The organism is Streptomyces broussonetiae (genome assembly GCF_009796285.1).
GTDB lineage: Bacteria > Actinomycetota > Actinomycetes > Streptomycetales > Streptomycetaceae > Streptomyces > Streptomyces broussonetiae.
Genome location: NZ_CP047020.1, coordinates 9594194 through 9619735 on the forward strand (window position 1 = coordinate 9594194; position 25542 = coordinate 9619735).

A 25542-nucleotide genomic window follows, 5' to 3' on the forward strand; every position below is an offset into this window, starting at 1 on the left:
GTACCCGGAAGCGACAGGGTTGTGCACGGTGTCACTGATCCCGAGCGTCGTCCCGTCCTCGCGATTTCGTCGTGTGAATGCCACGTGCGGCTGATTCTCGGCGAAGGGTGCAAGCGCTATGCCGGTCTCGGGTATTACGGGCATGTTGCGATCGCTATGAGTGGATTGTCGTACGGTGTGCGCCGCGAGTACCCGCCCTTGCATTGTGCAAGGGCGGGTACTCGCGGAGGCGACGGCACAGGAGACGGCGGTAGGCCCGAATGGTTCACGCATGGTCGAGTGCTCAGGAAGGGCGGTTTCAACTGATGGCTCGCACCCCCAGGGACGCCTCCGTGGCGGATGCTGCCGGGCTGGAGGCGGCGCTGCGCGGGGCCGTGGACGGCGAGGTCCGGTTCGACGCGGGCAGCAGAGGCGCTTACGCCACGGACGGTTCGAACTACCGGCAGGTGCCGATCGGTGTCGTGGTGCCGCGCACAGTGGAGGCGGGGGCACATGCCGTGCAGGTGTGTGCCCGCTTCGGCGCACCGGTCCTGTCGCGTGGTGGAGGTACCAGTCTCGCGGGTCAGTCGACGAATACGGCCGTGGTGATCGACTGGACGAAGTACTGCCACGCGCTGGTTTCCGTGGACCCGGAGAAGCGGACCTGTGTGGTCGAGCCGGGGATCGTCCTGGACGTGCTCAACCAGCGCCTGTCCGACCACCGGCTGCAGTTCGGGCCGAAGCCCTCCACGCACAGTCACTGCGCCCTGGGCGGCATGATCGGCAACAACTCGTGCGGTGCCTCGGCGCAGGCTTATGGCAAGACCGTCGACAACGTTCGCCGCCTGGAGGTGCTCACCTACGACGGCTCCCGGATGTGGGTGGGGCCGACGCCCCGGGCCGAACGGGTCCGGATCGCGGCGCAAGGTGGCCGCCGGGCCGAGATCTACGACGGTCTGGACCGCATCGTCACCGACTATCTGACCGACATCCGCCGCGGCTACCCGAAGATCCCGCGCCGTGTCTCCGGCTACAACCTCGACTCCCTGCTTCCCGAGAACGGCTTCGACGTGGCTCGGGCGCTCGTCGGCAGCGAGGGCACCCTGGTGACCGTGCTGCGCGCCGAACTCGACCTCGTGCCCGTCCCTGCGTACAAGTCGCTGCTGGTGCTCGGCTACGGCGACATCTGCGCCGCCGCCGACGACGTGCCGCGCCTGCTGGAGCACTGCTCGCCCAGCCAGCTGGAGGCCCTGGACGGGCGCATGGCGCAGCTGATGCGCGAGGAGGGCGCCTACCTGGACTCCCTGCATGTCCTGCCCGAGGGTGACAGCTGGCTGATGGTGCAGTTCGGCGGCGACAGCCAGGACGAGGTCGACGAGCAGGCCCATTCTCTGCTGCGCGCGCTCGGCCGCCGTGAGAAGGAGTCCACGGTCGCCTTCTCCGACGACCCGGACCGCGAGGAGGAAATGCTCAAGGCCAGGGAGGCGGGGCTCGGTGTCACTGCCCGCCCGCCGGACGACCGGGAGACCTGGGAGGGCTGGGAGGACTCGGCTGTCCCACCGGAGCGGCTGGGCAACTACCTACGGGATCTGAAGGCGCTGATCGAGGAGTTCGACTACGACCATCCCTCGCTGTACGGGCACTTCGGGCAGGGCTGCGTGCACACTCGGATCCCCTTCGGGCTGAGGACCGCCGAGGGCGTGGCCGACTTCCGCCGGTTCGTGGAACGCGCCGCCGACCTCGTGGCCTCCTACGGGGGCTCGCTGTCCGGCGAACACGGCGACGGTCAGTCCCGGGGAGAGCTGCTCACCCGGATGTTCGGCGAGCGGCTGGTGACCGCGTTCGGTGAGCTGAAGGCGCTGTTCGATCCCCACGACCGGATGAACCCGGGCAAGATCGTCCGCCCCAACCCCGTCGACGGGCAGCTACGCCTGGGCCCCGCCTGGCGTCCCGCGACACCCAAGACGCAGTTCGGCTATCCGCAGGACGAGCACTCCTTCACGCGTGCGGTGATGCGCTGCGTCGGCATCGGCAACTGCCGCGGCCACTCCGGCGGCGTCATGTGCCCCTCCTACCGGGCCACCCTGGAGGAGGAGCACTCCACGCGCGGCCGGGCCCGGCTGCTGTTCGAGATGCTGGGCGGTCATACCGACTCCGCGGTCACGGACGGGTGGCGCTCGACGGAGGTCCGCGACGCGCTCGATCTGTGCCTGGCCTGCAAGGGCTGCAAGTCGGACTGCCCCACCGGCGTCGACATGGCCACCCTCAAGGCGGAGTTCCTCTCCCACCACTACGAGGGCAGGACACGTCCCGCCTCCCACTACTCGATGGGCTGGCTCCCCGTATGGGCCCGGCTGTCCCGTACCGCGCCCAACCTCATCAACTCCGCGCTCCACGCGCCAGGCCTGAGCCTTCTGGGCAAGCGGCTTGCCGGCATCGACGAGGCCCGCTCGGCACCCGTGTTCGCAGGGGAGTCCTTCGCACAGTGGTGGAAGGCGCGCGACCGGGAGCAGCCGGACCCGGCCGACCCGCGCACGGTCGTCTTGTGGCCGGACACCTTCACCACCTACTTCCACCCCTCGATCGCCATCTCGGCCGTGCGTGTCCTCGAGGACGCGGATTTCCGTGTCGCCGTGCCCGACAAGCCGGTGTGCTGCGGTCTGACCTGGATCTCCACCGGGCAGCTGGCCGTCGCGAAGAAGGTGCTGCGCCGTACCCTGGGCGTGCTGCGTCCCTATCTGGAGGCGGGCACCCCGGTCATCGGCCTGGAACCGTCGTGCACCGCGGTGTTCCGCGCCGACGCGCCCGAGCTGATGCCCGCCGACCAGGACGTCCAGCGGCTTGCCGGGCAGGTCCGCACCTTCGCCGAACAACTCGTGCACCACGCGCCCGACCACTGGCGGCCCCCACAGCTGGCGCGGCAGGCGATCGTGCAGACCCACTGCCACCAGCACGCCATCATGAAGTTCGACGCCGACCGGGAACTGATGCGTCGCGCCCGCCTCGACACCGACGTCCTGGACGAGGGCTGCTGCGGACTCGCCGGCAACTTCGGCTTCGAACGCGGCCACCACGAAGTCTCCATGGCCGTCGCCGAACAGGGCGTCCTGCCCGCCGTACGCGGAGCGGCACCCGACAGCCTGGTCCTCGCCGACGGATTCAGCTGCCGCACCCAGATCGAGCAGGGCCGCACCGGACGCCGCGCGTTGCACCTCGCCGAGGTCCTGGCCCTCGGGCTCGACGGCAACCTGCCCAGCGAACAGCCCGAACGCCTGGCCCAACGGCCCGACCAGCCCTCGCGCACGGCCCGCTGGGCGGCCACTGCGGGCGCGGGCGCCGTCACCGCGACCGCCATGGCAGTGGCCGGACGAGCAGCCCTACGCACATTGCGCCGCCCCTAGCCACGCGTCTGTCCCAGCTACGGAAGGTCATCGAACATGTCGAAGAAGGTCTCCGATCACGTTCTCGAGCGTCTGCGCGAGTGGGGAGTGGAGCACGTCTTCGCCTACCCAGGTGACGGCATCAACGGGCTGCTCGCGGCATGGGGCCGAGCCGAGAACAACCCACAGTTCGTCCAGGCACGCCACGAAGAGATGGCCGCCTTCGAAGCCGTCGGCTACGCCAAGTTCTCCGGCAAGGTCGGCGTCTGCGCCGCCACCTCCGGTCCCGGCGCGATCCACCTGCTCAACGGCCTGTACGACGCCAAGCTCGACCACGTTCCGGTCGTCGCGATCGTCGGCCAGACCAACCGCAGTGCCATGGGCGGCTCCTACCAGCAGGAGATCGACCTGCTCAGCCTGTACAAGGACGTTGCTTCCGACTTCTGTGAGATGGTCACCGTCCCCGAGCAGCTTCCCAACGTGATCGACCGGGCGATGCGCACCGCCATGGCCCGACGATCGGTCACGGCCGTGATCATCCCCGCTGACGTGCAGGAACTGGACTACTCCCCGCCCGAGCACGCCTTCAAGATGGTCCCCTCCAGCCTCGGCATGCCCCACTACGCGCCGGTGCCCTCCGATGAGGATCTCACCCGCGCCGCCGAGGTGCTCAACGCGGGCGAGAAGGTTGCCATCCTCGTCGGACAGGGCGCCCGCGGCGCCCGGCAGGAGGTCATGGCGCTCGCCGACCGCCTGGGTGCCGGCGTGGCCAAGGCGCTGCTGGGCAAGGACGCTCTCGACGACGACCTTCCCTACGTCAGCGGCGCGATCGGTCTGCTGGGCACCCGGCCGTCGTACGAGCTGATGACCGGCTGCGACACCCTACTCGTCATCGGCTCCTCCTTCCCCTACACCCAGTTTCTGCCGGAGTTCGGTCAGGCACGGGCCGTGCAGATCGACATCGACCCGCACATGGTCGGCATGCGCTACCCGTTCGAGGTCAACCTCGTCGGTGACGCCCGCGAGACGCTGAGCCGGCTCCTGCCCCTCGTCGACGGGGCCAAGGACACCAGCTGGCGTAGGAAGATCGAGAAGGACACCGCCCGCTGGTGGGAGGTCATGCAGCGCCGCGCGGCGGTCGACGCCGACCCGATCAACCCCGAGTACGTCGTCCACGCACTGAGCGGCCTGCTGCCCGAGAACGTCATCCTGTCATCGGACTCGGGATCGGCCGCGAACTGGTACGCCCGGCACCTGAAGCTGCGCGGCGCCATGCGCGGTTCGCTGTCCGGCACCCTGGCCACCATGGGGCCCGGTGTGCCCTACGCCATCGGCGCCAAGTTCGCTCACGGCGACCGCCCGGCCATCGCGCTGGTCGGTGACGGAGCGATGCAGATGAACGGCATGGCCGAACTCATCACCATCGCCAAGTACTACCGGCAGTGGGAAGACCCACGCCTGATCGTGGCCGTGCTGAACAACCGCGACCTCAACCAGGTCACCTGGGAGATGCGCGCCATGGAGGGCGCCCCGCAGTTCCTGCCCTCCCAGTCCATCCCCGACTTCGCCTACGCCGACTTCGCCCGGCTGGCCGGCCTGGACGGAATGCGGATCGAGAAGCCGACCGACGTCCAGGGCGCCTGGGAGGCGGCGCTCGCCGCCGACAAACCCTGCGTACTGGACTTCGTCACCGACCCGGCCGTGCCACCCATCCCCCCGCACGCCACTCTCGACCAGATCGAGGCCGCCGCGACGGCCGTCCTCAAGGGCGACAGCGACCGGGCCGCCGTGGTCCGCCAGGGCTTCAAGGCCAAGGTGCAGGAGTTCCTGCCCGGTCACCGCTCCCGCGAGGACCGACCCGGCGCGAAAGACGACAGGTGAACGAGACACCGATCGTGGAACGGATGGACACCGCCGCCTTCGCCGACATCGCGGTACGGGCCATCGCCGAACGGTGGCAGGAGCCCGACGCCGGCATCTGGGAGTTGGAACCCCGGCCGTGGACTCACAGCCGCCTCACCTGCGTGGCAGGGCTGCGAGCCTTGGCCAACGCCGCCCCCGGCCACCGGATCGCCGACACCTGCACGCCCTTCGTCGCCACTGCGGCCACGAGCGTGCACGCCGACGGCCATTGGCAACGCGCGCCCGACGACCCGTCGGTGGACGCGGCGCTGCCGCTGCCCGCCGTCCGCGGCGCCTTGCCCGCCCCTCAAGCCTTCGTACACGCCCTGCTGCTCGAGACCGCCGCCCACCTCGCCCACTACCCCGAACAGGGCAATTCGCATCGCCTCGAAAGGAGCTGACCCATGCCACAGACCGTCGTCATCACCGGCGCCAGCGCCGGCATCGGCCGCGCCACCGCCCGCCTCTACGCCAGGCGCGGCGCCAACGTGCTGCTGATCGCCCGGGGCCGCGCCGGCTTGGAGGCTGCCGCGAAGGAGGTCGAGTCCCTCGGCGGTCATCCACTCATCCAGGTCGCCGACACCGCCGACGCCGCCCAGCTCGAAGCCGCCGCCCAGGCGGCCGAACAGACCTTCGGGCCCATCGACGTGTGGATCAACTGCGCGTTCACCAGTGTCTTTGCGCCCTTCGACGAGATCGCCGCCGCCGAGTACGACCGTGTGACCCAGGTGTCCTACCTAGGCTTCGTCAACGGCACCCGGACGGCGCTGAAACGGATGCTGCCCCGTGATGCCGGCACCATCGTGCAAGTGGGCTCCGCTCTGGGGGAGCGGTCGATCCCCCTGCAGTCCGCGTACTGCGGCGCCAAGCACGCCATCAACGGCTTCACCTCCTCCCTGCGCACCGAACTGCTGCACCGAGGCAGCAACGTGCACGTCACCATCGCCCAGATGCCCGCCGTCAACACCCCGCAGTTCTCCTGGGTCCGCTCCCGTCTGCCCCAGCATCCCCAGCCCGTACCGCCGATCTACCAGCCCGAGGTCGCCGCCCGGGGCGTCGTACACGCCGCCGACCATCCGCGGCGCAAGCAGTACTACATCGGCGCCACCACGGTGGCGACCATCTGGGCCAACCGCCTGGCCCCTGCCCTGCTCGACCGCTACCTGGCCCGCACCGGCTTCGATTCCCAACAGACCGACCTGTGGCCCCCGACCGGAGCGAGCAACCTTTTCGAGCCGGTCGACCGGACAAAGGACAGCGACCACGGCGCCCACGGCGTCTTCGACGAGCAGGCGCACAGCTCGTCCCTCGAAGCTGCCCTGAGCCGCCACCCAGCCGCAGCCGCCGCAGGCCTCGCACTCGGCATCGCAGCCCTGGCGACGGCCTGGCTGCACAGACACACCCGCGTCTCGTGAGGAGACCATGTATGGACCCTGGCCCCACCGCCCCCACCGACCTCGTCGCGGCAGCGACCGCCATCGTCGCCACCGTAGGCGGGCTCACCCAGGTGGATACCGAAACTGGGAGGCCGACGGTACACCCCCGATCGCGTACCGAGCCTGGATGGCGCTTGGCAGGTCAAAGCCCTCCGTGATTACGCCGACTGCATAGCCACTGACGAGTTCAAGGAGGGCCTGGATGAGCTGCTGGACCTCTCCGAACACGAACGTCCTGCGATCATGTGCAGCGATGCAGTCCCTTGACGCTGCCATCGCAGGTTGATCGCGGACGCGTTGATCGTCGTGGGTTCGGATGTGGTGCACATCCTGTCGCCCAACAAGACGGCATCTGCGGACCCGAACGAGCATGCCCAGGTCCGTGACGGGAGCCTTAGCCTGTTTGCGATATCCGTCAGCGCAGGTCAGCGCCCGGCTGCTCGGGTTTAGCGGGCTGATGCCGTGGGTGTCTGGCCGGCCTGAGCCTGTTGAGCGCGGGTAGTGATCATGCTGGCGAGCGGGATCACGGTCTGTCTGGCACGCTGTGTGTCGTTGGCGCTGGGTGAAGCGTCGTTGTTGGAAACGGTGGTGTAGACGACACTGGCAACGACGGTGCCGGTTCGTATGAGGACCGAGGTTTCGCCTGCGCCCTGGCGAGCAGAGGAGCGATCACCGAATGCCGGGAAGTTGACGGGGTTGGTCATGCCATCATCAAAGTGCTGAAGGTACTGGTCGTACATCTGATCGGCCCATGAGGTGCTGGGGCCCGCAACGTCCATGAAAAACACGCTACCGCCTGGTTCTGCCGTATCGAACCGGGCGCTGGCAGATGCGACCACCCGTCGGCAGAGGTCTCCGGTTGGCCCCGAGGAAGCGGCGGCTCCGATGCATTCCCCGCTGGGACTCGCCAGCGCGGGCTGAGTCTGCTGCCAGCCGGCGGGTAGAGCATGGAGGTCGGGCAGAACGGCCTTGACCTGCTCCATGTTGGTCAACGGCTTAGCAGCGTGTTGGTTCGAGGAGCGCCCGACAAAGTGAATGCTCAAGGCAATCAGGGCGGCCATCACGACCAGGGCAGCTATCAGCACACCGATGCCGCTGCGCTTGTTGGTGACTTTGGTGCGGACATCCCTACCAGCGACGTTGTTCCCAGCGCCTACCGCGGTCGGCCCTGCGCCGCCGCCGATCCGAGCATGCTCGCCGATTGTGATTGTCGGGGGACCGGTTGGCGGGGGCGGGACCGGGCCAGGCTGCGTGAGTCGAGATTCCAATGCCTGCGCCAGGCCGGGGTTGAGGCTGAGCAGTTCGTCCACTGCTTTGGCCAAGTCCTGTTGCGCTTGCTCGTCGTCTGGTGCTGTGCCCACTCGCTCGGCCGCCTGCGTCCATCGTGGAAGTTGTCCCAGCCCGGTCCGAACCCAGTCGATCGCTTCGGCGCCCAGAGTAGTGCCGGCAGCCCCCGCGGCGCTTGAAGCCGCCTGCACCAGCGCGGCCACGACCGCCGCGACCAGGTCTGAGCTGTCTCCCGTACTCATCCACTCCCCCTGTACGAGACGCCTGGACTCCAACTGTCGTAGTCGAACGCCAACTTAGCGTTGAAGCTGGCAGACGGAGACCGAAACACAATCATTTATGGCTCTCGTCCTCGACTCGTCCTCCATCCACGCCGTCGATCCGAAGTTCGACGGCAAGCGCTTGATCGTCGGGTGCTCGCGCGAGCACCTGGCTGAACTGGTCGAACAGGACAAACAGCGGCCGTTCGTGGATGCCGAGTTGTGGGCAGGCAAGATCTATCGCGCGAGCGAGGCTCACGGCGGAAGGATCAGCCCGGAGGAGCTGGCCTATGAGACTGGGCTCGCCGAGGGCCAGATCAGGCTCGGGGTGTTGTGGCAGAACCTGGGTGCTCAAGGCTGGCACCGGTGGTTCGGGAAAGGAGACGGCCCGGAGTCCGCTGGGTGATCAGGCTGCCTGTGCGAACGGGGGCGGCGGCGTCGCCCGTCGCGGGGGCCACCGGGCCTGGCGCCGGGTGAGGCGGCGGGTCATCAACGTGATGGATGCCCACGTGATCAACGATTCGCTGACCTGCGGCAGCCTCTCATGGTCCCGGCGGTGTCGACGCGCCCGCATGATCCACGAAAGGGACCTTTCCACTACTCAGCTGCGGGGAGGGACGACGAAGCCCTTGGCGTCCGGGGGCCGCCGGACCGTCTTGATCAGCGTCGCGGTTGGCAGCAGGGCCGGTAACGGGGGCATGACCGTCTTCCAGTCTCGTAACTGCACCGGCAACGTCGTCGGGCAGGGCGCCAGCCCCATGCTCTTCAACCCGTCCGCCAGTATCGGCTCGGTCCGCATCGACTCCTGCCCCTGACACCGGCAGTCCAGCCGGACAGACGTAAGTCGTGGGCCGACGGATCGGTGCCGCCCCCCAGGGCACGGGTGATCACCGAGGGATGCCTGCGCGTCGGCGGACGGTCACTGCCGTCTCCACGCCCGTCACCGTCCCTCCTGAACCGCCCCCGCGCCCGCGCCTGCCACCGAGTGCCCGGCAGTGACAGGGTTGTGCAAGGGCGCCGGGTGGGCTGGGTTCCCGTTCCGCTGGGCCAGCCAGGCGGAGACGGCGTCGTGCTCGCGGCGCTCGACCGAGGCAGCGGCGGCAGCCTGGGCGGCGTTGCGCAGGGCCCGGTCCGCGCCGCCGGGCGGGTCGAGGGCACGCAGGCCGCGGACAGCCTGCTCCCCGATGGCACGCAGCAGTTTCTCCAGCGATTCGAGGGACGGCACACGCGTTCCTTCCAACGGCGGTCGGCGGCGCGAACTGCGGCGTGTTCGCGCTTCAAGCTAACTCAGGAGCGCGATTGTCCGCCCGCGGAGAGGGTTCGAATGGCCGAAGGCGGCGCCAGCCGTGTCGAGGTGAGCCGTCCGTGGCCGCCCGGGGGAGCGGTGCAGGTGGGATCGACTGCGGCACACTGCCAGTACGCCGCTCAGCCCACTCCGGACCGCCCCGAGGCAGCCATCATTGCCACGACGGCAGCGGACCGATGGATCGGCGAGCCAGTCCGCGTACTGGATCTCAATCCGGGAACGTGGCGCCCGCGGGGTCTGATCGGAGCGTCATGCCCGGGGCGCTCATCGCCCAGGGCTTCGGCGTAGTCGCGTGACGCCCTGTTCGTGGCGATCTGCTCCTATCGGCGTCCGCGGAACGTGACAGGCACGGCTTCCAAGATCATGGAGTTCTCTACGCCCCGTGATCCGAGTGGAAGACCGTGCCTGCCGACGCAACATCGCTGATCCCGCCTGCCCTTGACCAACTGCGTGAGAGTTCGCCGGTCGGACCCGAGGAGGTTCTGGGCCTGCTGGAGCGGCTGGCCGAGGTACCCGACCCGCGTGATCCACGTGGGGTGCGCCACCGCCTGACCGTCGTGCTCGCACTGACCGCGTGCGCGGTGCTGGCAGGAGCGACCTCGTTGCTGGCGGTCGGTGAGTGGATCGCCGACGCCCCAGCGCACGTGCTCGAACAGGTCGGTGCTCACCCCGATCCGCTTCTGCCCGGGCGGGCTCTGCCCGCCGAGACCACGGTCCGAAGGCTCCTGGCCCGCCTCGACGGCGACGCCCTGGACCGGGCGGTCGGGAGCTGGTTCGCGGACCGCCGGCCCAAGACGACCGGGGCCGCCGGGCTGACGCGGCCTGGCCGTGGACGGAAGAGTCTTCGAGGCGCGGTCAAGGCAAAGGACCGCAAGATCCATCTGCTCGCCGCACTGGAGCACGCCACCGGCTTGGTTCCTGCCCAGCTGGACGTCGGCGAGAAGACCAACGAGATCACCTGCTTCCAGCCGCTGCTGGACACCGTCGCCGACCTGGCCGGCACCGTGGTCACCAGCGACGCCATGCACACCCAGCGCGAGCACGCCGACTACCTCATGGGCCGTGGTGCCCACTACGTCGTGATCGCCAAGGGCAACCAGAAGAAGCTCCGCCGACAGCCCAAGTCCCTTCCCTGGAAGGACATCCCGCTCCAGGGCCGCACCAAGAACGCCGGTCACGGACGCTCGGAGATCCGCCGCATCAAGGTCGCCACCGTGAACAACCTCCTTTTCCCCGGAGCCCGCCAGGCCGTCCAGATCAAGCGCCGCCGCACCGACTGCAAGACCGGAAAGACCACCGTCAAGGCCGTCTACGCCGTCACCAGCCTCACCGCCGAGCAGGCCACCCCGGCCCAGCTCGCCCGACTCGTCCGGGAACACTGGACGATCGAGGTGCTGCACCACGTCCGCGCCACCACCTTCGCCGAGGACGCCTCGCGACTGCGGACCGGCAACGCACCCCGCGCGATGGCCACCTGGCGCAACCTCGCCATCGGAGCCCTCCGGGCAGCCGGATCGAAGAACATCGCGGCCGGCCTCCGCCATAACGCCCGCGACCCCCGTCGCCCCGTCGCACTCCTCGGCCTCACGTGATCACAAACCGGATAGTTTGTGTCATTTTCGAAGCTCTGGGTCGCGGTTGAGCGCATCGTTGTCGCAGATAGCCCCGGGGCTCGCCGTGGACGGGACCTCCTCGGCGAGGACCCGGTTCTGGATGGTCTGGGGCAGGTGGGGCGGATGATGCGCCCGGCGTCGCCCCAACAGGTTTGACCTCAACTCCCGTCGACAGAAGTCGCGTTCGAGCCACCCTCCCACGTGCGGGGATCTTTGTGATTCGGGCCGCATTCTCATGGGCGGGTCTGCATGATGGTGGCCAAGGCTGGACGGTAGGACGGCAGGTTCGAGCCCTCCTGCCGTACCGCTGTGCTGACCCGTCTGCTGGTTGCCGCTCACCCACAGGCCACACGGAGACGACGCATGGACGAATCGCTGACGACGCTTGCGATGACTGGCGCGACGACCATCATGAGTGCCATGGCCACCAGTGCCTGGGCCGCCGCCCGTGCTGGGACGATCCGGTTGTTCCGTCGCTTCGAACCGGAAGATCAGCGTGCTCTCGAAGCTCGGTTGGACCGGGAAGCGGTGCTGGTGCGGCAGGAGCCGGACCCCGACTCCGCCCGCAGGGACCTCGTGGGTGGCTGGCGGCTTCAGTTGGTCGCCCTGCTTCGCGAGCACCCAGAGGCCGAAGCGGAGATCGAGGCCCTGGTGGCGTCCGTGAATGCTCAGCTGCCCAGCGAGGGAAAGGCGAGCTGGATCCAGAACGTTTCCGCCAAGGACCATGGCATGGCCTTCGGCGCCCAGGGCGGCAGTATCACCGTGCACCACACACCCGCCGTACCCCAGCCGATGCCCGCTCGGGATGGAAACAGTGACTGAAGCGGACGGGAGCGACTCTGTGCCTCCGGGTTCGAGGCAGGCCGTCCACGTCGAATCCGGCTTCGGCTACGGCGCGATCGGCGCGGACATCCACGTCTTCGGGGACGGCACCCCTCTCTACCTGCTGGAGCTTTGGCGCGTGCCCCGAACACCGGAGCCGAACTGGTTGCTGGAGTCACCCAGCCGCATGCTCAACGCACGCTACGAGGTGGCGGACTTCACCGGCCGCGAGGAAGACCTGGCCCAGCTGCACCAGTGGCGCGACAGCCGTCCGCGCCTGGCAGCGCGATGGCTGTACGGGCCCGGCGGGCAGGGCAAGACCCGGCTTGCCGCGGAATTCGCCGCCCGGTCCGCCGACCAGGGTTGGACCGTCATCACGGCGACCCACGGACCCGGCACCGTCCACCCGCCACCGGGGAGCCAGGACCTGCGACTGCGCCACGCCCGCGGCGTGCTCCTCATCGTCGACTACGCCGACCGCTGGCCTCTAACCCATCTGACCTGGCTGTTCAGCAATGCCTTGCTCCACCGGCCCGGCATGCCGACACGCATCCTGCTCCTCGCCCGCACCGGCGACACATGGCCCGCCGTGCGCGCCACCCTGGCCAATCACGAGGCGAGCACCTCCACCCACCAACTCGCACCGCTCTCCTCCGACGGCTCCGAGCAACGCGCCGAGATGTACGACGCGGCGCGGAGCAGCTTCGCGACCTTCTACGGGATCGCCGACCCCAGCGACATCCCGCCGCCCGCGCCCCTAGACCACGAGGACTTCGGGCTGACCCTCGCCGTCCACATGGCTGCCCTGGTCGCCGTCGACGCGCGAGCCACCGGCAGCCGCCTGCCGTCGGACATGGCGGGCCTCACCATCTACCTACTCGACCGTGAACACCTGCACTGGGCACGCCTGCACGGTGACGGCACCCATGAGCTGAACCCGGCGGAGCGTACCTACCGGACCTCACCGCAGGTGATGAACCAGGTGGTGTTCGCCGCCGCCCTGACGGGCGCCGTCCCCGCACCGACCGGCGCGGCGACGCTGCGCGACCTCGGCCTAGCGCACGATGCGCCGCAGCTCCTCGCCGATCACGGCGTCTGCTACCCACCGGCCAACCCCACGATCCCCACCGTCCTGGAACCGCTCTACCCCGACCGCCTCGCCGAGGACTTCCTCGCCCTGACCCTGCCCGGGCACACCGCTGACTACCCGGCCGCCCCCTGGGCCCCGGCCACCGCAGAGACCGTACTCACCGCAGAAACCGTACAAACCGCAGAGGCCGCGCACACGGCGAGGACTTGGGACCCCACCGGGAACGTGCCCACGGTGGGCGAGGCCGCCCCCCGCCCTACCTCTCCCGCGCCATCCCCACCCTGACGGCGGCAGCGGAACGATGGCCGCACGTCGGATCCGACTACCTCTATCCGCTGCTGAAGCAACACCCCCAGCTGGCCGTCCAGGCAGGCAACGCCGCTCTGCTCGCACTCGCCATGCAGGAGAGCGCCGACACCGACGTTCTGGAGGCCATTGAAACCCTGCTGCCCAACGGACCGCACGCAGACCTCGCCGTAGGCATCGCCGCCATCACGCACCGCGTCATCGGGCCGCGCATCGAACGCACCGACAACCTCCGCCTGCACGCCATGTACCGAACCGAGCTCGCCGAACGGCTGTACCGCGCCGGCTTCGACGAGCGGGCCGCCGACATGGCCCGTGACGGCGTAGAGATCTGGCGCCAACTCGCCGATGACGACCCGTTCTTCAACGTGCCCCTCCTGGCTTCCTCACTGAACTGGTACGGCGCCTACCTCGCAGAGCTCGGCCAGCGAGAGGAGGCGCTGGAGACGGCCGAAGAGGCCGTCGCACTGAACCGCCGGCTGATCGACGGCGACCATGCCACCTCCCACGACGAGCAGCGTCTGGCAGACGCTCTGGGCAACCTCGCCACACGGCTGTCCGAAGTGGGCAGGGGGGGCCGAAGCCCTTGCCGCCGCAGAGGAGTCCGCCGCCATCAGGGACCGCCTGGGCGCCGGCGGCGTCCGCTTCTATGTGAGTGAGGACGCCACCGCTCAGCTCAACCTCGGCGCGCGTCTGGCAGATCAGGGACGTACGGAGGAGGCCCTTGCCGCGACCGAGAAAGCCGTGATCGGGTTCCGAAGGACCGTAGAGGTCAATCCGGCAGCCCACACCTTCGACCTCGCCATGGCACTGAACAACTACGGCACCCACCTGTTCAAGGCCGATCGGTTCGCCGACGCCCTCGCCGCCGCCGAGGAGTCCGTGGCCCTATGGCGTCAGCTCGTCCTCAAGTGGAGCCTTGCCCACGAGCAAGGGCTCGCCATGGCTCTTTTTAACCTGGGAACCTGCAAAGTAGCTGCGGGACAGCAGGCCGAGGCATACGCGGCCACTGAAGAATCGGCCGGGATCTACCGCAAGCTCGCCGCCGGGAACCCTGCGGCCAATGATGAGAGCCTGGCGACAGTGCTGGGCCGCCTCACCACCCTGCTGCAGTCCGAGGAACGTTACGCCGAGGCCCTGCCGATTACCACGGAGACGGTGGCCGTATGTCGTCGGCTGGTCGTGGCCGATCCTGCGGCACACGAAGCGGGACTCGCACATGCCCTGTTCGAGCAAGGCATGATGCTCTCCGGGTGCAACCGGGAACTGGAGGCCCGGTTTGCCGTCGAGGAAGCCGTCGACATCCGCAGGCGCCTGGCCGGAGCGGACCCGGCTGCCCACCTGCCGCGCCTCGCCCAAGCCCTGTACGCCTTGAGCTTGTTGAAATACAACATGCATGACGACATGTCGGACGTCCTGAACACTCTCTCGGAGAGCATGGTCATCTACCAGCGCCTCGCCGCCGCCGATCCGGAGACCTTCGCCGACACCGCGCGGGAAGTCAGAGCGACCTTCGCAGAGCTCTTGCCGGAGGCTGAGGGGCGATCACGATCCCGCCGGTTCGGCCGAGCACCGTAAGGTCCGCACCCTAACCTCACCGTCCCGCCTCGCTGCACTGGGCAGCCGTACACCGATGGTGTCACTGTCTTGCTCTACTACGACATAGCCGCCGTCCGGGCCACCCGGAACTGACTGGGCCTTCCCCGCCTCCGGCTTGGAAATCCGTGCCTGCTGGACGTCCAGGCTGGTCCACCCAACGCAGACCGTGACGAATCGGGCGATCCGTCGCTGTGCCGAAGCCCTGGCTCATCGCCGCACACGATCGAGCGAGTCCTGTTGGTCCTCGCTCGTGCGCAGGACATCGCGCTCGACGGCACTTCCTGACCCTGCCACATCGGCGAGTCGACGGCCGTAACGGTCGTGGACGCTGCGGGAGTCGTTGCGCACCTCGGACATGGTGCGACTGCGGCAGCAGCCACAGCGGTTATCTGTACTCCTGCCCCGCCGACCTGGACGTTCTTGACGGCCACATCTGTCAGGTGCGGCAGCAGTACTTCGAGTAACTGATCATGTAACACACCCGTTCAAAGATCGAACTGATAATCAGTCATGCTTGGTCATCCCGAAATGTTGACCACCGGGGGGCTACAGAAGACCGTTGACACTCTCCCTGGGTGGGGGCCCGGGGAGAGGCGCCGTGGTCCGGGCCCGCACGAGGGGCTCGCGCATCCGCCGTGGGAGGGACGGACGTTCATGCCGCGATGTCCAGCTCGACGACCCCCACTGCGGCAGGTCACGCCGATGGTGGTGTGCGGTCGGATGGACGTGGCGTTGCGGGTAGTGCGGTCTCAGGCTTGTGCGGTTGCAGGGGCGTTTGGCCGTATGGCCAGCGGCATGGTTCAACCCGGAAAAGGGTTATGGGTTCATCGCGCAGGACGGCGGGGGCCCGGACGTTTCGCGCACTACTCCGAGATCAAGGGCGGGGGAGTGGGGTACCGCGAGCTGACCGAGGGCGAGTGCGTCACCTTCGGCATCGGCCAGGGCCACACGGGTCCGCAGCCGAGAGCATTGTCCGGGGCTGACCGGGCGAGCGGGGCGGCTGTCCGGTCCGGTGCCGCCCCGCACGGCTGGCGGTCGCGCGCAGGGTGCGAATGGGTCCGCGGGACCACCAGACACCCGGAACGACCACGCAGGAGAACGCGCAACTACGGGCCGCGCGTCGGCGGGGATGCTGTGCTGATGTCTGGGCTCGCGGTCACTTGCGAGGGGGTGCAGGGTGGAGACGCGGCAGCCCAGCAGTGTTTCGCCGGTCTGCGGCAGCCGCGGCAGTCCAGCCATGCGTTGCTGGCAATCCCTGCCCTCGCGGTGCTCTCGGTCTTGGTCGTGTTCTTGAGTGCGATGCGTGAGCGCCCCAGTCGGCAATCGGCCCAGGCGCGATCGGTGTTCGAGGCCGCGCAGCATGTCCTGCCGTCGCCGTCGCCGTGCCGGACCGGATCGGGCCGCTGCAAGTCGCCTGCCTGTATCTGGCGGCCGAGGACGAGGCCCAGGTCGCCGGCGATCTGTACGCGGCCATCCGCACCGAGCACGGACCCGCATCATGTTCGGTGACGTGCGGGGCAAGAGCCTGCCCGCCATCGGCGAGGCCGCACACTACGCTGCCGGCGCTGGCCGCTGGGCTGGAACAGAGTGTCGCCGGCCGACTTCGAAGCCAGGACGAGGCCGGGGAATGCGTTGCCTCCACTTTGCTGCTGGAGATCCCCGACGAGGCCCCACATCCGGCTGACCAGCTGCGGCCACCCTCCGTCACTGTTGCTCAGACCGGGCGAAGCGATCACCGTTCTCCTGCACCCCGCGCCCCCGCTGGGGGCCGGCAGCACTGGGCCGCAGGACTACACCCTCGATGTCTTTTCCTTCGAGGTGGGGGACATCCTCCTGCTGTATGCCGACGGCGTCATCGAGGCCCGCGACCCTGTCGGCGGGTTCTACCTTCACGGAACGGGCAGCTCAGTCGACCGACGCCGGCCCCGAGACGCTTCTGCATCACATCCGGCGCGATCTTCTCGCCCAGGCTGGCGGACGCCTCGACGATGTACGGCCCTGCTGGGGTAGCCCGCCGTGGGCCGAGCCGGGTGGAGGATCCTTCCGGTCACAGTTCTTGGCGTCGCCGGCCGACGTCCTTCGACGTGAGTCTCTGTCGTGCACGACTGCGAGGGCTCCGTCTCACCTTGGGTACCACTGGGCGGTCTGCGGGGGCTTCGCGGCGCGGCCGCACTCGCGGCTGTGGGCGTGTGCGGGGTCGGTGCTGACGGCGAGAAAACTCAGCACAGCGCATGCGGCATAGGCCGTGCCGGGCCAGGCCAGCAGGACTGGATACGGGTGGGTGTGGTGCAGGCTGTCCTCCCAGCGGATCAGCAGCGGTACGAGGCGTGTGGCTGTCGCGAGGATCCACGCTGCGAGCGTGACGCGGCTGAGCAGCTGATGCCGTCTGGTGTCGTGGGCGAGCCAGATCATGGTGGGCAGGCACCAGATCCAGTGATGGCTCCAGGAAATCGGGCATGCCAGCAGTCCGTACAGTTCAGCGGTGATCAGGATGCCAAGGAGGTCGTGGCGTCTGGCGGCCTGGAGTAGGGCGAAGGCTGCAAGGGCGGTGATCGCTGCGAGGGCAGGCCACCAGGCCGGGGAGAGGGTGGCATCGTGGCCGAGGAGCCTGCTGAGTGCTCCGCGCAGGGACTGGTTGCGTACGGACCACACGGGGCCGATGCGTTGGGTGTCGGTCACCAGGGTGGTCCAGTACCTCGCCGACTCGCGCGGGGCGACGTGCCAGGCGAGCGCTGTGGCTGCGCAAGCAGCGGTCAGAGCCCATGCCGCCGTGCGCCATTGCCGGGTCGCCAGGAAGTACAGTCCGCCGATGCCCGGCGTGAGTTTGACCGCGGCGGCCAGTCCGACGGCCGCTCCCCGGCCTGCGGCCGTACGAAGTACGGTCAGGGCGCCCAGCGCCAGGGCGCCCAGGAGCAGGTTGATCTGGCCTTGGTCGAGCGTGTGTCGGACAGGTTCGAGCCACAGGCCGGCGGCTGTCCAGAGCATGGCACGGGGCCTGGCGGGGCGCGGAGTGCGGACGGACAGCAGACGTGCGGTGCAGGCGCTGATGGCGAACAAGGCGGTCACGGATGCTGCTTGCCACAGCCAGACCGCGACCGTCCACGGCAGTTGTGCCAACGGCAGGAACGCCAGGGCGGCGAACGGCGGATAGGTGAACACCAGCGAGGGGATGGGCGGGGCTGTGTGCAGGTGGTAGTCGTACAGACCGCCGGTGAGGAGGAGCGGAGAGGCATCGCGATAGACACGCAGATCAAGAGGCGTGGGAGGGAAGGCGCTGATGGCCAGGACGTGCAGGGCGATCGAGACGGTCAGGCACCATCCGGCGTGGCTCGTCACTCACGTTACGGTCCTGCGTCCTGCGGCTACGGCATTCAGCCGCCCCCGATGGATCCGCTCAAACAGCCACTCATGCGATCTGTGCACCCAGAGGTCTCCTGACGCGACCGTGACCAACGCGCGCCAGCGTGACCGACTGAATGGCCTGCGCCGCGCCTTTACGCCAGCAGCGGCATGTCGCAGCCTGCTGGAGAGTGCACGGACGGCTCCCGCCGCTCCCACTGCGCATCCGCCAGATCGCCACGCCCGGTTCGGCTACATGGAGACACCGGACGTGCCCAGCACCCTGGCCCTGTGCCCTGCTCACCCCGCCCCACACCTAAGGGCCGTTGAGCCTCGAACGGGCGTTCTGCTTCCTGTCGAAGTTCGAGCTGCGGCGTGGGAAGGCCCCGACGATGGCCGCCCGGCGCAAGCGCCTGTTCGTCGCGACCTCCTGCATCACGGCCGACGCCGCCGAGTACGTCGGCCTCCCCGGGACCGCACCGCCATCATGGGCTCCCACATCCAGGTACAGACGCGCGTCGGCCGCTGATCGCCCGGCGGAGCGGTCCTGGGGTGCCCTATGCACGTGGTCTTTCGGGTCCGGTTTCGTCTCCTCCCGCTCCTGCCGCGCGGACGGTGGCGTAGGCGCCGAGCGACACCACGGTCCAGGCTGCCGTTGCGACCGTCAGAGCCAGCCACGCCGGGTGGTGGCGCAGGAGAACGGAGGTGGTCAGGGCGAACGCAAGGAGCCCGAGGGTGCCCAGGGTGGCGCCGCGGGCGTCGTCGCGGGCACTGCGCAGGCCCTCCTCCTTGGCCACGAGAGTCAGACTGGCCAGCAGGACGGCGGGAAAGGCGAGGAAGACCCCGCCGATGAACGGGCCGAACACTTTTGACACGACAGCCGCCAGCAGTGACACGCCCGCTCCGAACCCGAACCGGACGAGCAGGTCCTTGTGTGGCATCTCCCGGGCCCTGCGCGGTTCCACCCGTACCCGGTCGGTGTTCTGCGGCCGCTCGCGACTGCCTTCGTTCCTCGCCGCGCTGCTCATGTGGCCACCGCAAAGGCGACGGCGGCCGCTACCGCGCCCCACACGAGAAGTGCCACCGCCGAGCCGCACTTGGCTCCGAGCCTTCCCAAGGCCGGCGCGTCGACGAGGCAGAACACGGTGAAGGCCGGCGCTCCGGCGAGCATGCCCCTGGCCGCGTCCATGGCTTCGTGGTTCCCCTTGAACACGACCGTCAGGATCAGACCGGCCAAAGCGACCGAGGGCGCGGCGGCGAAGACGCCGGCCAGCCGCTTGGGCTCGATGGTTTCCGCCAACAAGGCGAAAGCCACGACGAGCAAGCCCCCCACGAAAGCCTTCAAGAAGATCTCCAGCAAGGACTTCACCGGTACAACCTGAGCCCCGGCACGCCGTATGGCAATCGACCACGCCGTCAGGCAGTGGTCACTCTCCGGGTATCGGGGTACGCGATCCACATCGAAGCCGGGCCTGATCAGTCTTCGGATACGGACATCGGCAGCAGGAACGAGAACGACAGCACGGACGCCCCCGCCGCGAGTGCGCCGAGTTCGGATGCCCTGTTGCCGAAGCTCAGTGACCGAGATCTGAAGATCCTGGGTCGCGTCGGACGCGAGTGGGGCCAGGTGCTGGAGGACCCCGAGGTGTGACGGTCCGCGCTGCCGGTGGATCCAGACCTCGGTGGCCACCCCGACGCCTGGCGGTGATCGTCGTCCTGCTGGTGGGCAACCTGCGCGGAGTACGCCAGGCGGGTGCTGTCTTCGCCGCACCCACGTACGCGTTCGTCATCGCGATTCTCGCGCTCGTGGCCGTGGGCCTGACCGACGCGGTCGGCCGCGGATTCCAGCCCACACCGACGCCCCGGCTGCCGGTCACGGAAGGAGTCATCCTTCTCTTGGTCCTGCGGGCCTTCGTCCCGCGGCTGGACCGGCTCCAGCCTCCTCGGGGCCGGATTCGCGGCCTGCGCGATGATCGTCTGGTCGACCGACAGGCGTCGGCTCTCCGAGACGCCGGACATGCGCTCCGGGGCAGCACACACATGTCAGACCGTGTTTGAGATCTGCAGCGATGCTGGCCACGTGGTGTACCACACGCGGAAGTCCGTGCCTGGGGGGGCGAGCCGTACCTTTCCGGCAGCGTTGCCCATGATGATCAGGCGTGAGAAAGTGCCGCAGTCGGAGTCGCCGAGGGCCCCCGTCCCACCGCACTCGCAGATGACCTCCACCCTCGCACGGCGGAAGGGCAAGCCCGCTCACCATGGCCGAAACCCCCAACGGCGTCGCCGGGATAGCCAGCGAGGGCCACTTCGCGGCATTCGTCCGCAGATACCAATCCCTCGATCTGTTCGCCCGATTCCTCGGCAACCCGTTCGAGCTTCTGTGCGGCCAGGCCCAGTGCGCCCTCGAAGCGTACGATCCCGGGACCGTGCTGGAACGACTGGCGATCACCGGCCCGCCGTATCCCCTCGCGGACACCCACCTCGACTGGGATGACCCGGTGCCGGAGACCCGGTACATCATCACCCGGGTCGCCCTGTTCGCCCCGGTCACGCTCAGGGTGTGGACCCCCGCCGCCGGCACTCACGTCCTGCAGGGCGCACTGACCTGCGTCATCGCCAACCTCAACCAGCCCGACGACGACCGCATGGTGCGGTCCTGGCTCGACCTGGACGAGCACACCCCGAGCCGCCTCCTGAAGCCCGACAGCGACCTGCTCCGCAGCCGCCTGTTCAGCGTCGGCGAATGGCTCCCCACCGACTACCCGCACGGATCCCCCGAACGCGAGGGCCGGAGCACGACCTGACGTGCCCGCCGCTACTGATCTCTTCGGGTTGGTGTCGGGGGTGGTGACGTGTGGTGATCCCTGCGGTAGGCCGGTGGTATGCGGTACGCGCAGGGTGGCGGACTGACCGCGGAGCGGCGGCGGTTTCGTGAGCGGATCCGCTACGAAGCGTCGCATCCCGCCGGGTCCACAGCAAGCTATGGTCGTCAGCTGGACGACTGTCCCGTCGGTACTGGTTCGGCTGACCGTCCGCCGGTTCTTCTGCGATACCCCAACCTGCCAACGGAGGACGCTCGTTGAGCAGGTCGACGGTGCGAGCGACCCCCACCAGAGGGCCAGCTCAAGCCTGTGCTTCGTGCTTCGTTCCGTGGCGGCCGAGCTGGGTGGACGGCCCGGGGCACGGCTGTGCCGGAAACTCTCGGCTCCAGCAGGCCGGATGCGGCTCCTCGGACATCTGCATGCTCCGGCCGTGCCCCGGCCGATCCCCCCGCGTGCTTGGCGTGCACGAGTTCGCCTTCGGCCGCGGCCGTCGCTATGGAACGATCCTCGTCGACGTGGAAACCCATCAGCTCGTCGACGTCCTGCCAGACCGGAGTTCCGAGACGCTGGCCACTTGGCTCCGTGACCATGCCGTTGCCGAGGTCGTGTGCCGGGATCGGGCAAGCGCCTACACCCGTGCAGTCAAGGAAGTCGCCCCTGGCGCAGGTTCTGCTCGACTCAGCCCGCGACCGACGGAATGTGCCCTCGACCGCTTCAAGTCCTGCCTCCAAGCCCAGTTTGCCGCCGGTCACACCAATGCCAAAGAGTTGTACGGCCAGATTTGCGAACGCGGCTTCTCCGGCGGCTACTCGACGCTCTCCCGCTACGTGCGAACACTGCGCGACGGCACCGCCGTTCCTGCCCCCGAACCGATCCCGAGCCCACGCACCATCAGCGGATGGATCATGCGGCTACGCGAAAAGCTCTCACCTCGTCAAGCCGTTGAGTTGGAACGCGTCCGGCTGGCCTTCCCGGACATCACCGAAGCGTGCAACATCGCCCGTGCCTTCACCGACCTGGTCCGAAACCGCCGGGGTCATCTGCTCACTGAGTCGATCCGCCAGGGCGAACAGTGCGGTCAGCCGTCGATCCGGTCTTTCGCCGGCTTCCTCCGTCAGGACCTTGACGCCGTGACCGCTGGACTTATCCTCGCCTACAGCTCGGGCGTAGTCGAAGGACATGTCTGCAGAGTCAAGCTCCTCAAGAGAAGCATGTACAGTCGCGCGTCCTTCGCGCTCGTGCGAGCTCGCATCCTGGCACGGCCCTGACCTCGGCTTTCATGAGATCGCTGCCATAACCCTGAATGGCCGCCTCTGCTCGTCTCCCTCACTTGGTCGCAGTTTCAACGGCGGGTAGTAGGACTCCGTTAGGTCTGTCTGTCGCTCGTGTTGAGCGTCATGGTGGGTGTGTGGACGCACATGAAGTGAACCGAGTTCGGGCGAAGTTGGCGTTATTCGTGGCTGAGGTGTTCGCCTCGGTGCCGCGGAAGGACCAGCGGGCCAAGGGCGACTGCTATCTGCGGGGCCTGATGATGGATGGTCGCCGCAAGTCCATCCAGGCCATGGCCTCGCAGCTGCCTGACGGCAACGAGCAGAACCTGCAGCAGTTCGTGAACCAGTCGCCGTGGGATCCGGTGCCGGTGCGCCGACGGATCGCACAGCGGATGGTGCCGCTGATTGGCCCGGACGCCTGGGCGGTGGACGACGTGTCGTTTCCCAAGGACGGCAGTATGTCGGTCGCTGTCGCCCACCAGTACTGCGGAGCGCTGGGCAAACAGGCCAACTGCCAGGTCGCGGTGAGCGTGCACGCGGTCACGGACACCGCGTCGTGCCCGCTGCAATGGCGCCTGTTCATGCCCGAAGAATGGGCCGGTGATGTCGAGCGGCGGCGCAAGACCGGGATTCCCGAGGACATCGGCCACCGGGAGAAGTGGCGACTGGCATTGGACACCATCGATGAGCCGGCCAGATGGGACCTGACCCCGCCGGTGCTGGTGGCAGACGCCGGCTACGGCCAGAACGCCTGGGCCTGGACCACTTCGAGGGCCGCTCCTGGAACGGCTGGCACCACCACGTCACCCTCGTCACCGCCGCCCACGCCTTCCTCACTGAACAGCGCCTGGCCCCAAAAGCTCACACACCGGCCTCACCCTCTACCAGATCCTCGACGCCCTCCAAGACGTGCTGCACTGCTGGACCGGCCTGTGCACAACATGCCACCAGCCCCTGACGCGACCCCGGACCAGACACCACCCAGCAAGATCTACCTCGACCTAACGGAGTCCTACTAGGGCTCACGGAAGCGGGCTGGGCGGGACTCGGGCCCATCCCGGTGTGAGGTTCAAGTGGCAACACCCCACCACATTGCCCACGGTACGAATCCGACCGCGGCCAGCCCGACCGGGGCCAGGCGTAGCCAGGCCGCCCGGCTCGGCGTCGGCCGTCGGCGCCAGAGTGCGGCTGCGGAGACGCCGGCGGACACCACCACGGCGACGGCGAGCCCCTGCACCATCAGCCACACGGCCGGATGGCCCCACACAACGGGCGCCGCCGTACTGATGCCTGCCACGAAAACGGCAAGCGGGCAGGCCACCGTTGCCATGACCGCCAGCAGGCCGAGCCCGGCCAACCACCGCGCCGGGCGCAGGACCGGGCCCCGGCGCAGGAGGGCACTGATCGGGTAGGCGGCGAAGCCGAGGAGCAGCAGCGCCGGGGTGAGCCAGGCGTACCAGGCGTGGTCGGGTACGGGGGTGGTGGCGAGTGTCTGTCCGGGTGCGGGGGCGGCGCTTGACGCCGGTGGGTGGCCGGCCGCGACGGCCTGCACCCATGAGGTCATGGTCTGCGCATAGCGCGGGGCCAATTCCCCCAGCTTCTTGCCGTGGAAGAGCGGGCCGCCGATCCGGTCGAACCCGTCCGACGTGCGGTGCCCGTTGTGCGCACCGCTGGCGACGAAGCCGATGACGGCGTGCTGGTTTCCCGCACGGGCCAGGGCCTCGCGGAAGATCTGTGCGCTCTCCTGGGGCGGCACCTGCGTGTCGTGCTCGCCCCACAGCGCCAGCACCGGCGTTCGGTGGAGCTGCTCCAGCACCGGTACGGGGTCGTAGCCGGCCGAGGGGAACAGACCGGTCGATGCCATGAACTGGGCGGCGGGGCCGGCCACGGTGCGACGGAACGATCCGCCCACCCCCTGGTGGCGCAGATGAGTGCTGAGGTTCCAGACCTGGGTACGCAGCGGGTCGTAGCCGGAGCCGCCGATGGTGACGATGAACGCGACGTCGGGCAAGCGCGATGCGGCCAGCGGCGCCACCCAGCCCCCCTCGCTGAACCCCCACAGCCCGACCTGGTGTGGGTTCACCCCGCTGTTGGACTGCAACAACCGCACTCCGGCGAGTGCGTCGTCGGCCAGCAGGCCGAAGTCTGTGTGGAGCCGGGAGTAGCCGACGGTCCGCTTGTCGTAGACCAGCGTGGTGATCCCGGCCCGCGCGAATGCCTCGGCCTCCTGCCGGTACTCCTTCCGGGGCCCGGGGCCCGAGCCGCCGACGAGTACGATGCCCGGTTCCGGGCCAGGTGCTCCGTTCTTGCTGAGGACGGTGCCGTGCAGGACGAGCCCGCCGCCGCCCCGGAAGGTGACCTGCTGGCGGACCAGCCCGTCCCCGTCGGCATACGCCCTGGGCGCGGCCAGCAGGAGGAGGGCGCCGGCCAACGCCCCGGATAAAAGGGCCAGTACGGTGCGTATGGATGATGCGGACGTAGCAGAGAGCAGCATGGCTTGCGTCCCCCTTCGTTGTCGGTCGGGCTGCGCGGTCAGTTGGTCTCGGGAATTCCGAGCAGCCGGACGAGCACGGTCCGCGCCTCGGGTGCGTCCCCATGCTCCGGGGCCGAGTACCGGTAGAGGAGCGTGATGTACTCCTCGAAGAACGCGCGGAGTTGGTCTGGGTCGACCCGGAGAGAGGCGCGCGAGAAGAGCGCCGCGTCGGCCCAGGGGCCCAGCGTGTCGCGCGCCTCCTCGAACCGCCGGGCCGAGTCGATCAGTTCGGCGAGGTTGAGCCGATGCATCTCGGTCAGTGCCTCGCGCATCTGCGGCGTCTGCCGGCTGTACGGCGGGAACCGCCGGTCCCCTGGCACTGCCCGCCACCACCGCTCCCGCCCTTTCGCCAGCTCAGGGACCTCCTCGACGAAGCCGTGCTTGGCCAGCTGCCGCAGGTGGTAGCTGACCAGCCCCGTGCTCTCGCCCAGTTCACGTGCCAGCGCGGCAGAGTTGGCGGGCCCCCGGCGTAGGCATTGCTCGATCTTCTGCCGCATCGGGTGCGCGAAGGCGCGTAGTGCCTCGACATCGGTGATCTCTTGGGCAGGAGGTTGTTCGGCCATGCCCGAAGGGTAAGAGTTGCAAAGGGTAGTTGCA

Annotated in this window: 21 protein-coding genes and 4 pseudogenes; 17 read left to right on the top strand and 8 right to left on the bottom strand. The window is 68.7% G+C overall.

From position 1 onward, the window contains the following. The first annotated feature begins 305 nt into the window (after positions 1-305). The 5 genes from GQF42_RS43935 (at position 306) to GQF42_RS47935 (ending at position 6964) form a co-directional block, all read left to right on the top strand. Positions 306-3380, top strand: coding sequence for an FAD-binding and (Fe-S)-binding domain-containing protein (locus tag GQF42_RS43935; RefSeq protein WP_158929391.1), 3075 nt, complete (start codon positions 306-308; stop codon positions 3378-3380). A gap of 36 nt (positions 3381-3416) precedes the next feature. Next, the gene (locus GQF42_RS43940) at positions 3417-5240 is read left to right on the top strand and encodes a thiamine pyrophosphate-requiring protein (protein ID WP_158929393.1); all 1824 of its coding nucleotides are present in this window, start codon (positions 3417-3419) and stop codon (positions 5238-5240) included. Then, positions 5237-5662, top strand: a complete 426-nt coding sequence (locus GQF42_RS43945; protein WP_233273711.1) for a hypothetical protein — start codon at positions 5237-5239, stop codon at positions 5660-5662. The genes GQF42_RS43940 and GQF42_RS43945 overlap by 4 nt, the downstream gene beginning before the upstream one ends. A gap of 3 nt (positions 5663-5665) precedes the next feature. Beyond that, positions 5666-6676 (top strand): SDR family oxidoreductase, encoded by a 1011-nt coding sequence (locus GQF42_RS43950; RefSeq protein WP_158929395.1) that lies wholly within the window; start codon positions 5666-5668, stop codon positions 6674-6676. Positions 6677-6772: 96 nt separating this feature from the next. Beyond that, positions 6773-6964 (top strand): DUF488 family protein, encoded by a 192-nt coding sequence (locus GQF42_RS47935; RefSeq protein ID WP_375995088.1) that lies wholly within the window; start codon positions 6773-6775, stop codon positions 6962-6964. A 179-nt stretch (positions 6965-7143) separates the two neighbouring features. Here the strand turns inward: GQF42_RS47935 and GQF42_RS43960 are convergent, their stop codons facing one another. Next, positions 7144-8226, bottom strand: a complete 1083-nt coding sequence (locus GQF42_RS43960; RefSeq protein WP_158929397.1) for a hypothetical protein — start codon at positions 8224-8226, stop codon at positions 7144-7146. A gap of 97 nt (positions 8227-8323) precedes the next feature. On the opposite strand from GQF42_RS43960, the gene GQF42_RS43965 reads away from it, so the two are divergent. Then, positions 8324-8650 carry a hypothetical protein gene (locus tag GQF42_RS43965; RefSeq protein WP_158929399.1) on the top strand — a complete coding sequence of 109 codons (327 nt, stop codon included), beginning with the start codon at positions 8324-8326 and terminating at the stop codon, positions 8648-8650. Positions 8651-9184: 534 nt separating this feature from the next. Here GQF42_RS43965 and GQF42_RS43975 read toward each other — a convergent pair. Then, positions 9185-9469, bottom strand: coding sequence for a hypothetical protein (locus GQF42_RS43975; RefSeq protein WP_158929403.1), 285 nt, complete (start codon positions 9467-9469; stop codon positions 9185-9187). Between the two features lie 617 nt (positions 9470-10086). On the opposite strand from GQF42_RS43975, the pseudogene GQF42_RS43985 reads away from it, so the two are divergent. The 7 genes and pseudogenes from GQF42_RS43985 to GQF42_RS46750 all read left to right on the top strand — a co-directional run. Continuing rightward, positions 10087-10983 (top strand): annotated as a pseudogene (locus GQF42_RS43985) (ISAs1 family transposase); the annotation flags it as partial. Positions 10984-11526: 543 nt separating this feature from the next. Then, on the top strand, positions 11527-11985 hold the full coding sequence (locus GQF42_RS43990) for a hypothetical protein (protein WP_158929421.1): 459 nt from the start codon (positions 11527-11529) through the stop codon (positions 11983-11985). A 19-nt stretch (positions 11986-12004) separates the two neighbouring features. Beyond that, the gene (locus tag GQF42_RS43995; protein WP_158929423.1) at positions 12005-13360 is read left to right on the top strand and encodes an ATP-binding protein; all 1356 of its coding nucleotides are present in this window, start codon (positions 12005-12007) and stop codon (positions 13358-13360) included. A 113-nt stretch (positions 13361-13473) separates the two neighbouring features. Continuing rightward, complete coding sequence (locus GQF42_RS44000; protein WP_158929425.1) at positions 13474-14040, top strand: tetratricopeptide repeat protein; 567 nt, start codon at positions 13474-13476, stop codon at positions 14038-14040. Beyond that, positions 14033-14959, top strand: coding sequence for a tetratricopeptide repeat protein (locus tag GQF42_RS44005; RefSeq protein ID WP_158929427.1), 927 nt, complete (start codon positions 14033-14035; stop codon positions 14957-14959). The genes GQF42_RS44000 and GQF42_RS44005 overlap by 8 nt, the downstream gene beginning before the upstream one ends. 796 nt (positions 14960-15755) lie before the next feature. Further along, positions 15756-15940, top strand: a pseudogene (locus tag GQF42_RS44010) (cold-shock protein); the annotation flags it as partial. Between the two features lie 627 nt (positions 15941-16567). Further along, positions 16568-16990, top strand: a complete 423-nt coding sequence (locus GQF42_RS46750; RefSeq protein WP_233273712.1) for a SpoIIE family protein phosphatase — start codon at positions 16568-16570, stop codon at positions 16988-16990. A gap of 111 nt (positions 16991-17101) precedes the next feature. Here the strand turns inward: GQF42_RS46750 and GQF42_RS44020 are convergent, their stop codons facing one another. From GQF42_RS44020 to GQF42_RS44035, 4 genes are all read right to left on the bottom strand, one after another. Next, positions 17102-18316 (bottom strand): glycosyltransferase 87 family protein, encoded by a 1215-nt coding sequence (locus GQF42_RS44020; RefSeq protein WP_158929429.1) that lies wholly within the window; start codon positions 18314-18316, stop codon positions 17102-17104. Between the two features lie 560 nt (positions 18317-18876). Beyond that, positions 18877-19347 carry a DUF3147 family protein gene (locus GQF42_RS44025; protein WP_158929431.1) on the bottom strand — a complete coding sequence of 157 codons (471 nt, stop codon included), beginning with the start codon at positions 19345-19347 and terminating at the stop codon, positions 18877-18879. Beyond that, on the bottom strand, positions 19344-19688 hold the full coding sequence (locus GQF42_RS44030; protein ID WP_158929433.1) for a DUF3147 family protein: 345 nt from the start codon (positions 19686-19688) through the stop codon (positions 19344-19346). Before GQF42_RS44030 ends, GQF42_RS44025 begins: the two co-directional genes overlap by 4 nt. Positions 19689-19795: 107 nt before the next feature. After that, the gene (locus tag GQF42_RS44035; RefSeq protein WP_158929435.1) at positions 19796-20338 is read right to left on the bottom strand and encodes a hypothetical protein; all 543 of its coding nucleotides are present in this window, start codon (positions 20336-20338) and stop codon (positions 19796-19798) included. A gap of 239 nt (positions 20339-20577) precedes the next feature. Between GQF42_RS44035 and GQF42_RS44040 the strand changes: the two genes are divergently transcribed. The 4 genes and pseudogenes from GQF42_RS44040 to GQF42_RS44050 all read left to right on the top strand — a co-directional run bounded on the left by GQF42_RS44040 (position 20578) and on the right by GQF42_RS44050 (position 23370). Further along, positions 20578-21123, top strand: coding sequence for a hypothetical protein (locus GQF42_RS44040; RefSeq protein WP_158929437.1), 546 nt, complete (start codon positions 20578-20580; stop codon positions 21121-21123). 78 nt (positions 21124-21201) lie between these two features. After that, a pseudogene (locus GQF42_RS48025) lies at positions 21202-21276 on the top strand (helix-turn-helix domain-containing protein); the annotation flags it as partial. A gap of 326 nt (positions 21277-21602) precedes the next feature. Then, positions 21603-22409, top strand: a complete 807-nt coding sequence (locus GQF42_RS44045) for a transposase (RefSeq protein ID WP_158929439.1) — start codon at positions 21603-21605, stop codon at positions 22407-22409. Between the two features lie 140 nt (positions 22410-22549). Further along, positions 22550-23370: pseudogene (locus GQF42_RS44050) on the top strand (IS701 family transposase). Between the two features lie 111 nt (positions 23371-23481). On the opposite strand, the gene GQF42_RS44055 reads toward GQF42_RS44050, so the two are convergent. Together GQF42_RS44055 and GQF42_RS44060 are read right to left on the bottom strand one after the other, a co-directional pair. After that, on the bottom strand, positions 23482-24843 hold the full coding sequence (locus GQF42_RS44055) for an alpha/beta hydrolase family protein (RefSeq protein ID WP_233273713.1): 1362 nt from the start codon (positions 24841-24843) through the stop codon (positions 23482-23484). Between the two features lie 101 nt (positions 24844-24944). After that, complete coding sequence (locus GQF42_RS44060; protein WP_158929443.1) at positions 24945-25508, bottom strand: ArsR/SmtB family transcription factor; 564 nt, start codon at positions 25506-25508, stop codon at positions 24945-24947. Positions 25509-25542 lie beyond the last annotated feature (34 nt).

Coding starts and splice junctions, on each gene's coding strand:
- GQF42_RS43935 (WP_158929391.1), top strand. CDS start 306: ATGGCTCGCACCCCCAGGGACGCCTCCGTGGCGGATGCTGCCGGGCTG.
- GQF42_RS43940 (WP_158929393.1), top strand. CDS start 3,417: ATGTCGAAGAAGGTCTCCGATCACGTTCTCGAGCGTCTGCGCGAGTGG.
- GQF42_RS43950 (WP_158929395.1), top strand. CDS start 5,666: ATGCCACAGACCGTCGTCATCACCGGCGCCAGCGCCGGCATCGGCCGC.
- GQF42_RS43960 (WP_158929397.1), bottom strand. CDS start 8,226: ATGAGTACGGGAGACAGCTCAGACCTGGTCGCGGCGGTCGTGGCCGCG.
- GQF42_RS43965 (WP_158929399.1), top strand. CDS start 8,324: ATGGCTCTCGTCCTCGACTCGTCCTCCATCCACGCCGTCGATCCGAAG.
- GQF42_RS43990 (WP_158929421.1), top strand. CDS start 11,527: ATGGACGAATCGCTGACGACGCTTGCGATGACTGGCGCGACGACCATC.
- GQF42_RS44000 (WP_158929425.1), top strand. CDS start 13,474: ATGCAGGAGAGCGCCGACACCGACGTTCTGGAGGCCATTGAAACCCTG.
- GQF42_RS44025 (WP_158929431.1), bottom strand. CDS start 19,347: ATGAGCAGCGCGGCGAGGAACGAAGGCAGTCGCGAGCGGCCGCAGAAC.
- GQF42_RS44035 (WP_158929435.1), bottom strand. CDS start 20,338: ATGTCCGGCGTCTCGGAGAGCCGACGCCTGTCGGTCGACCAGACGATC.
- GQF42_RS44040 (WP_158929437.1), top strand. CDS start 20,578: ATGGCCGAAACCCCCAACGGCGTCGCCGGGATAGCCAGCGAGGGCCAC.
- GQF42_RS44060 (WP_158929443.1), bottom strand. CDS start 25,508: ATGGCCGAACAACCTCCTGCCCAAGAGATCACCGATGTCGAGGCACTA.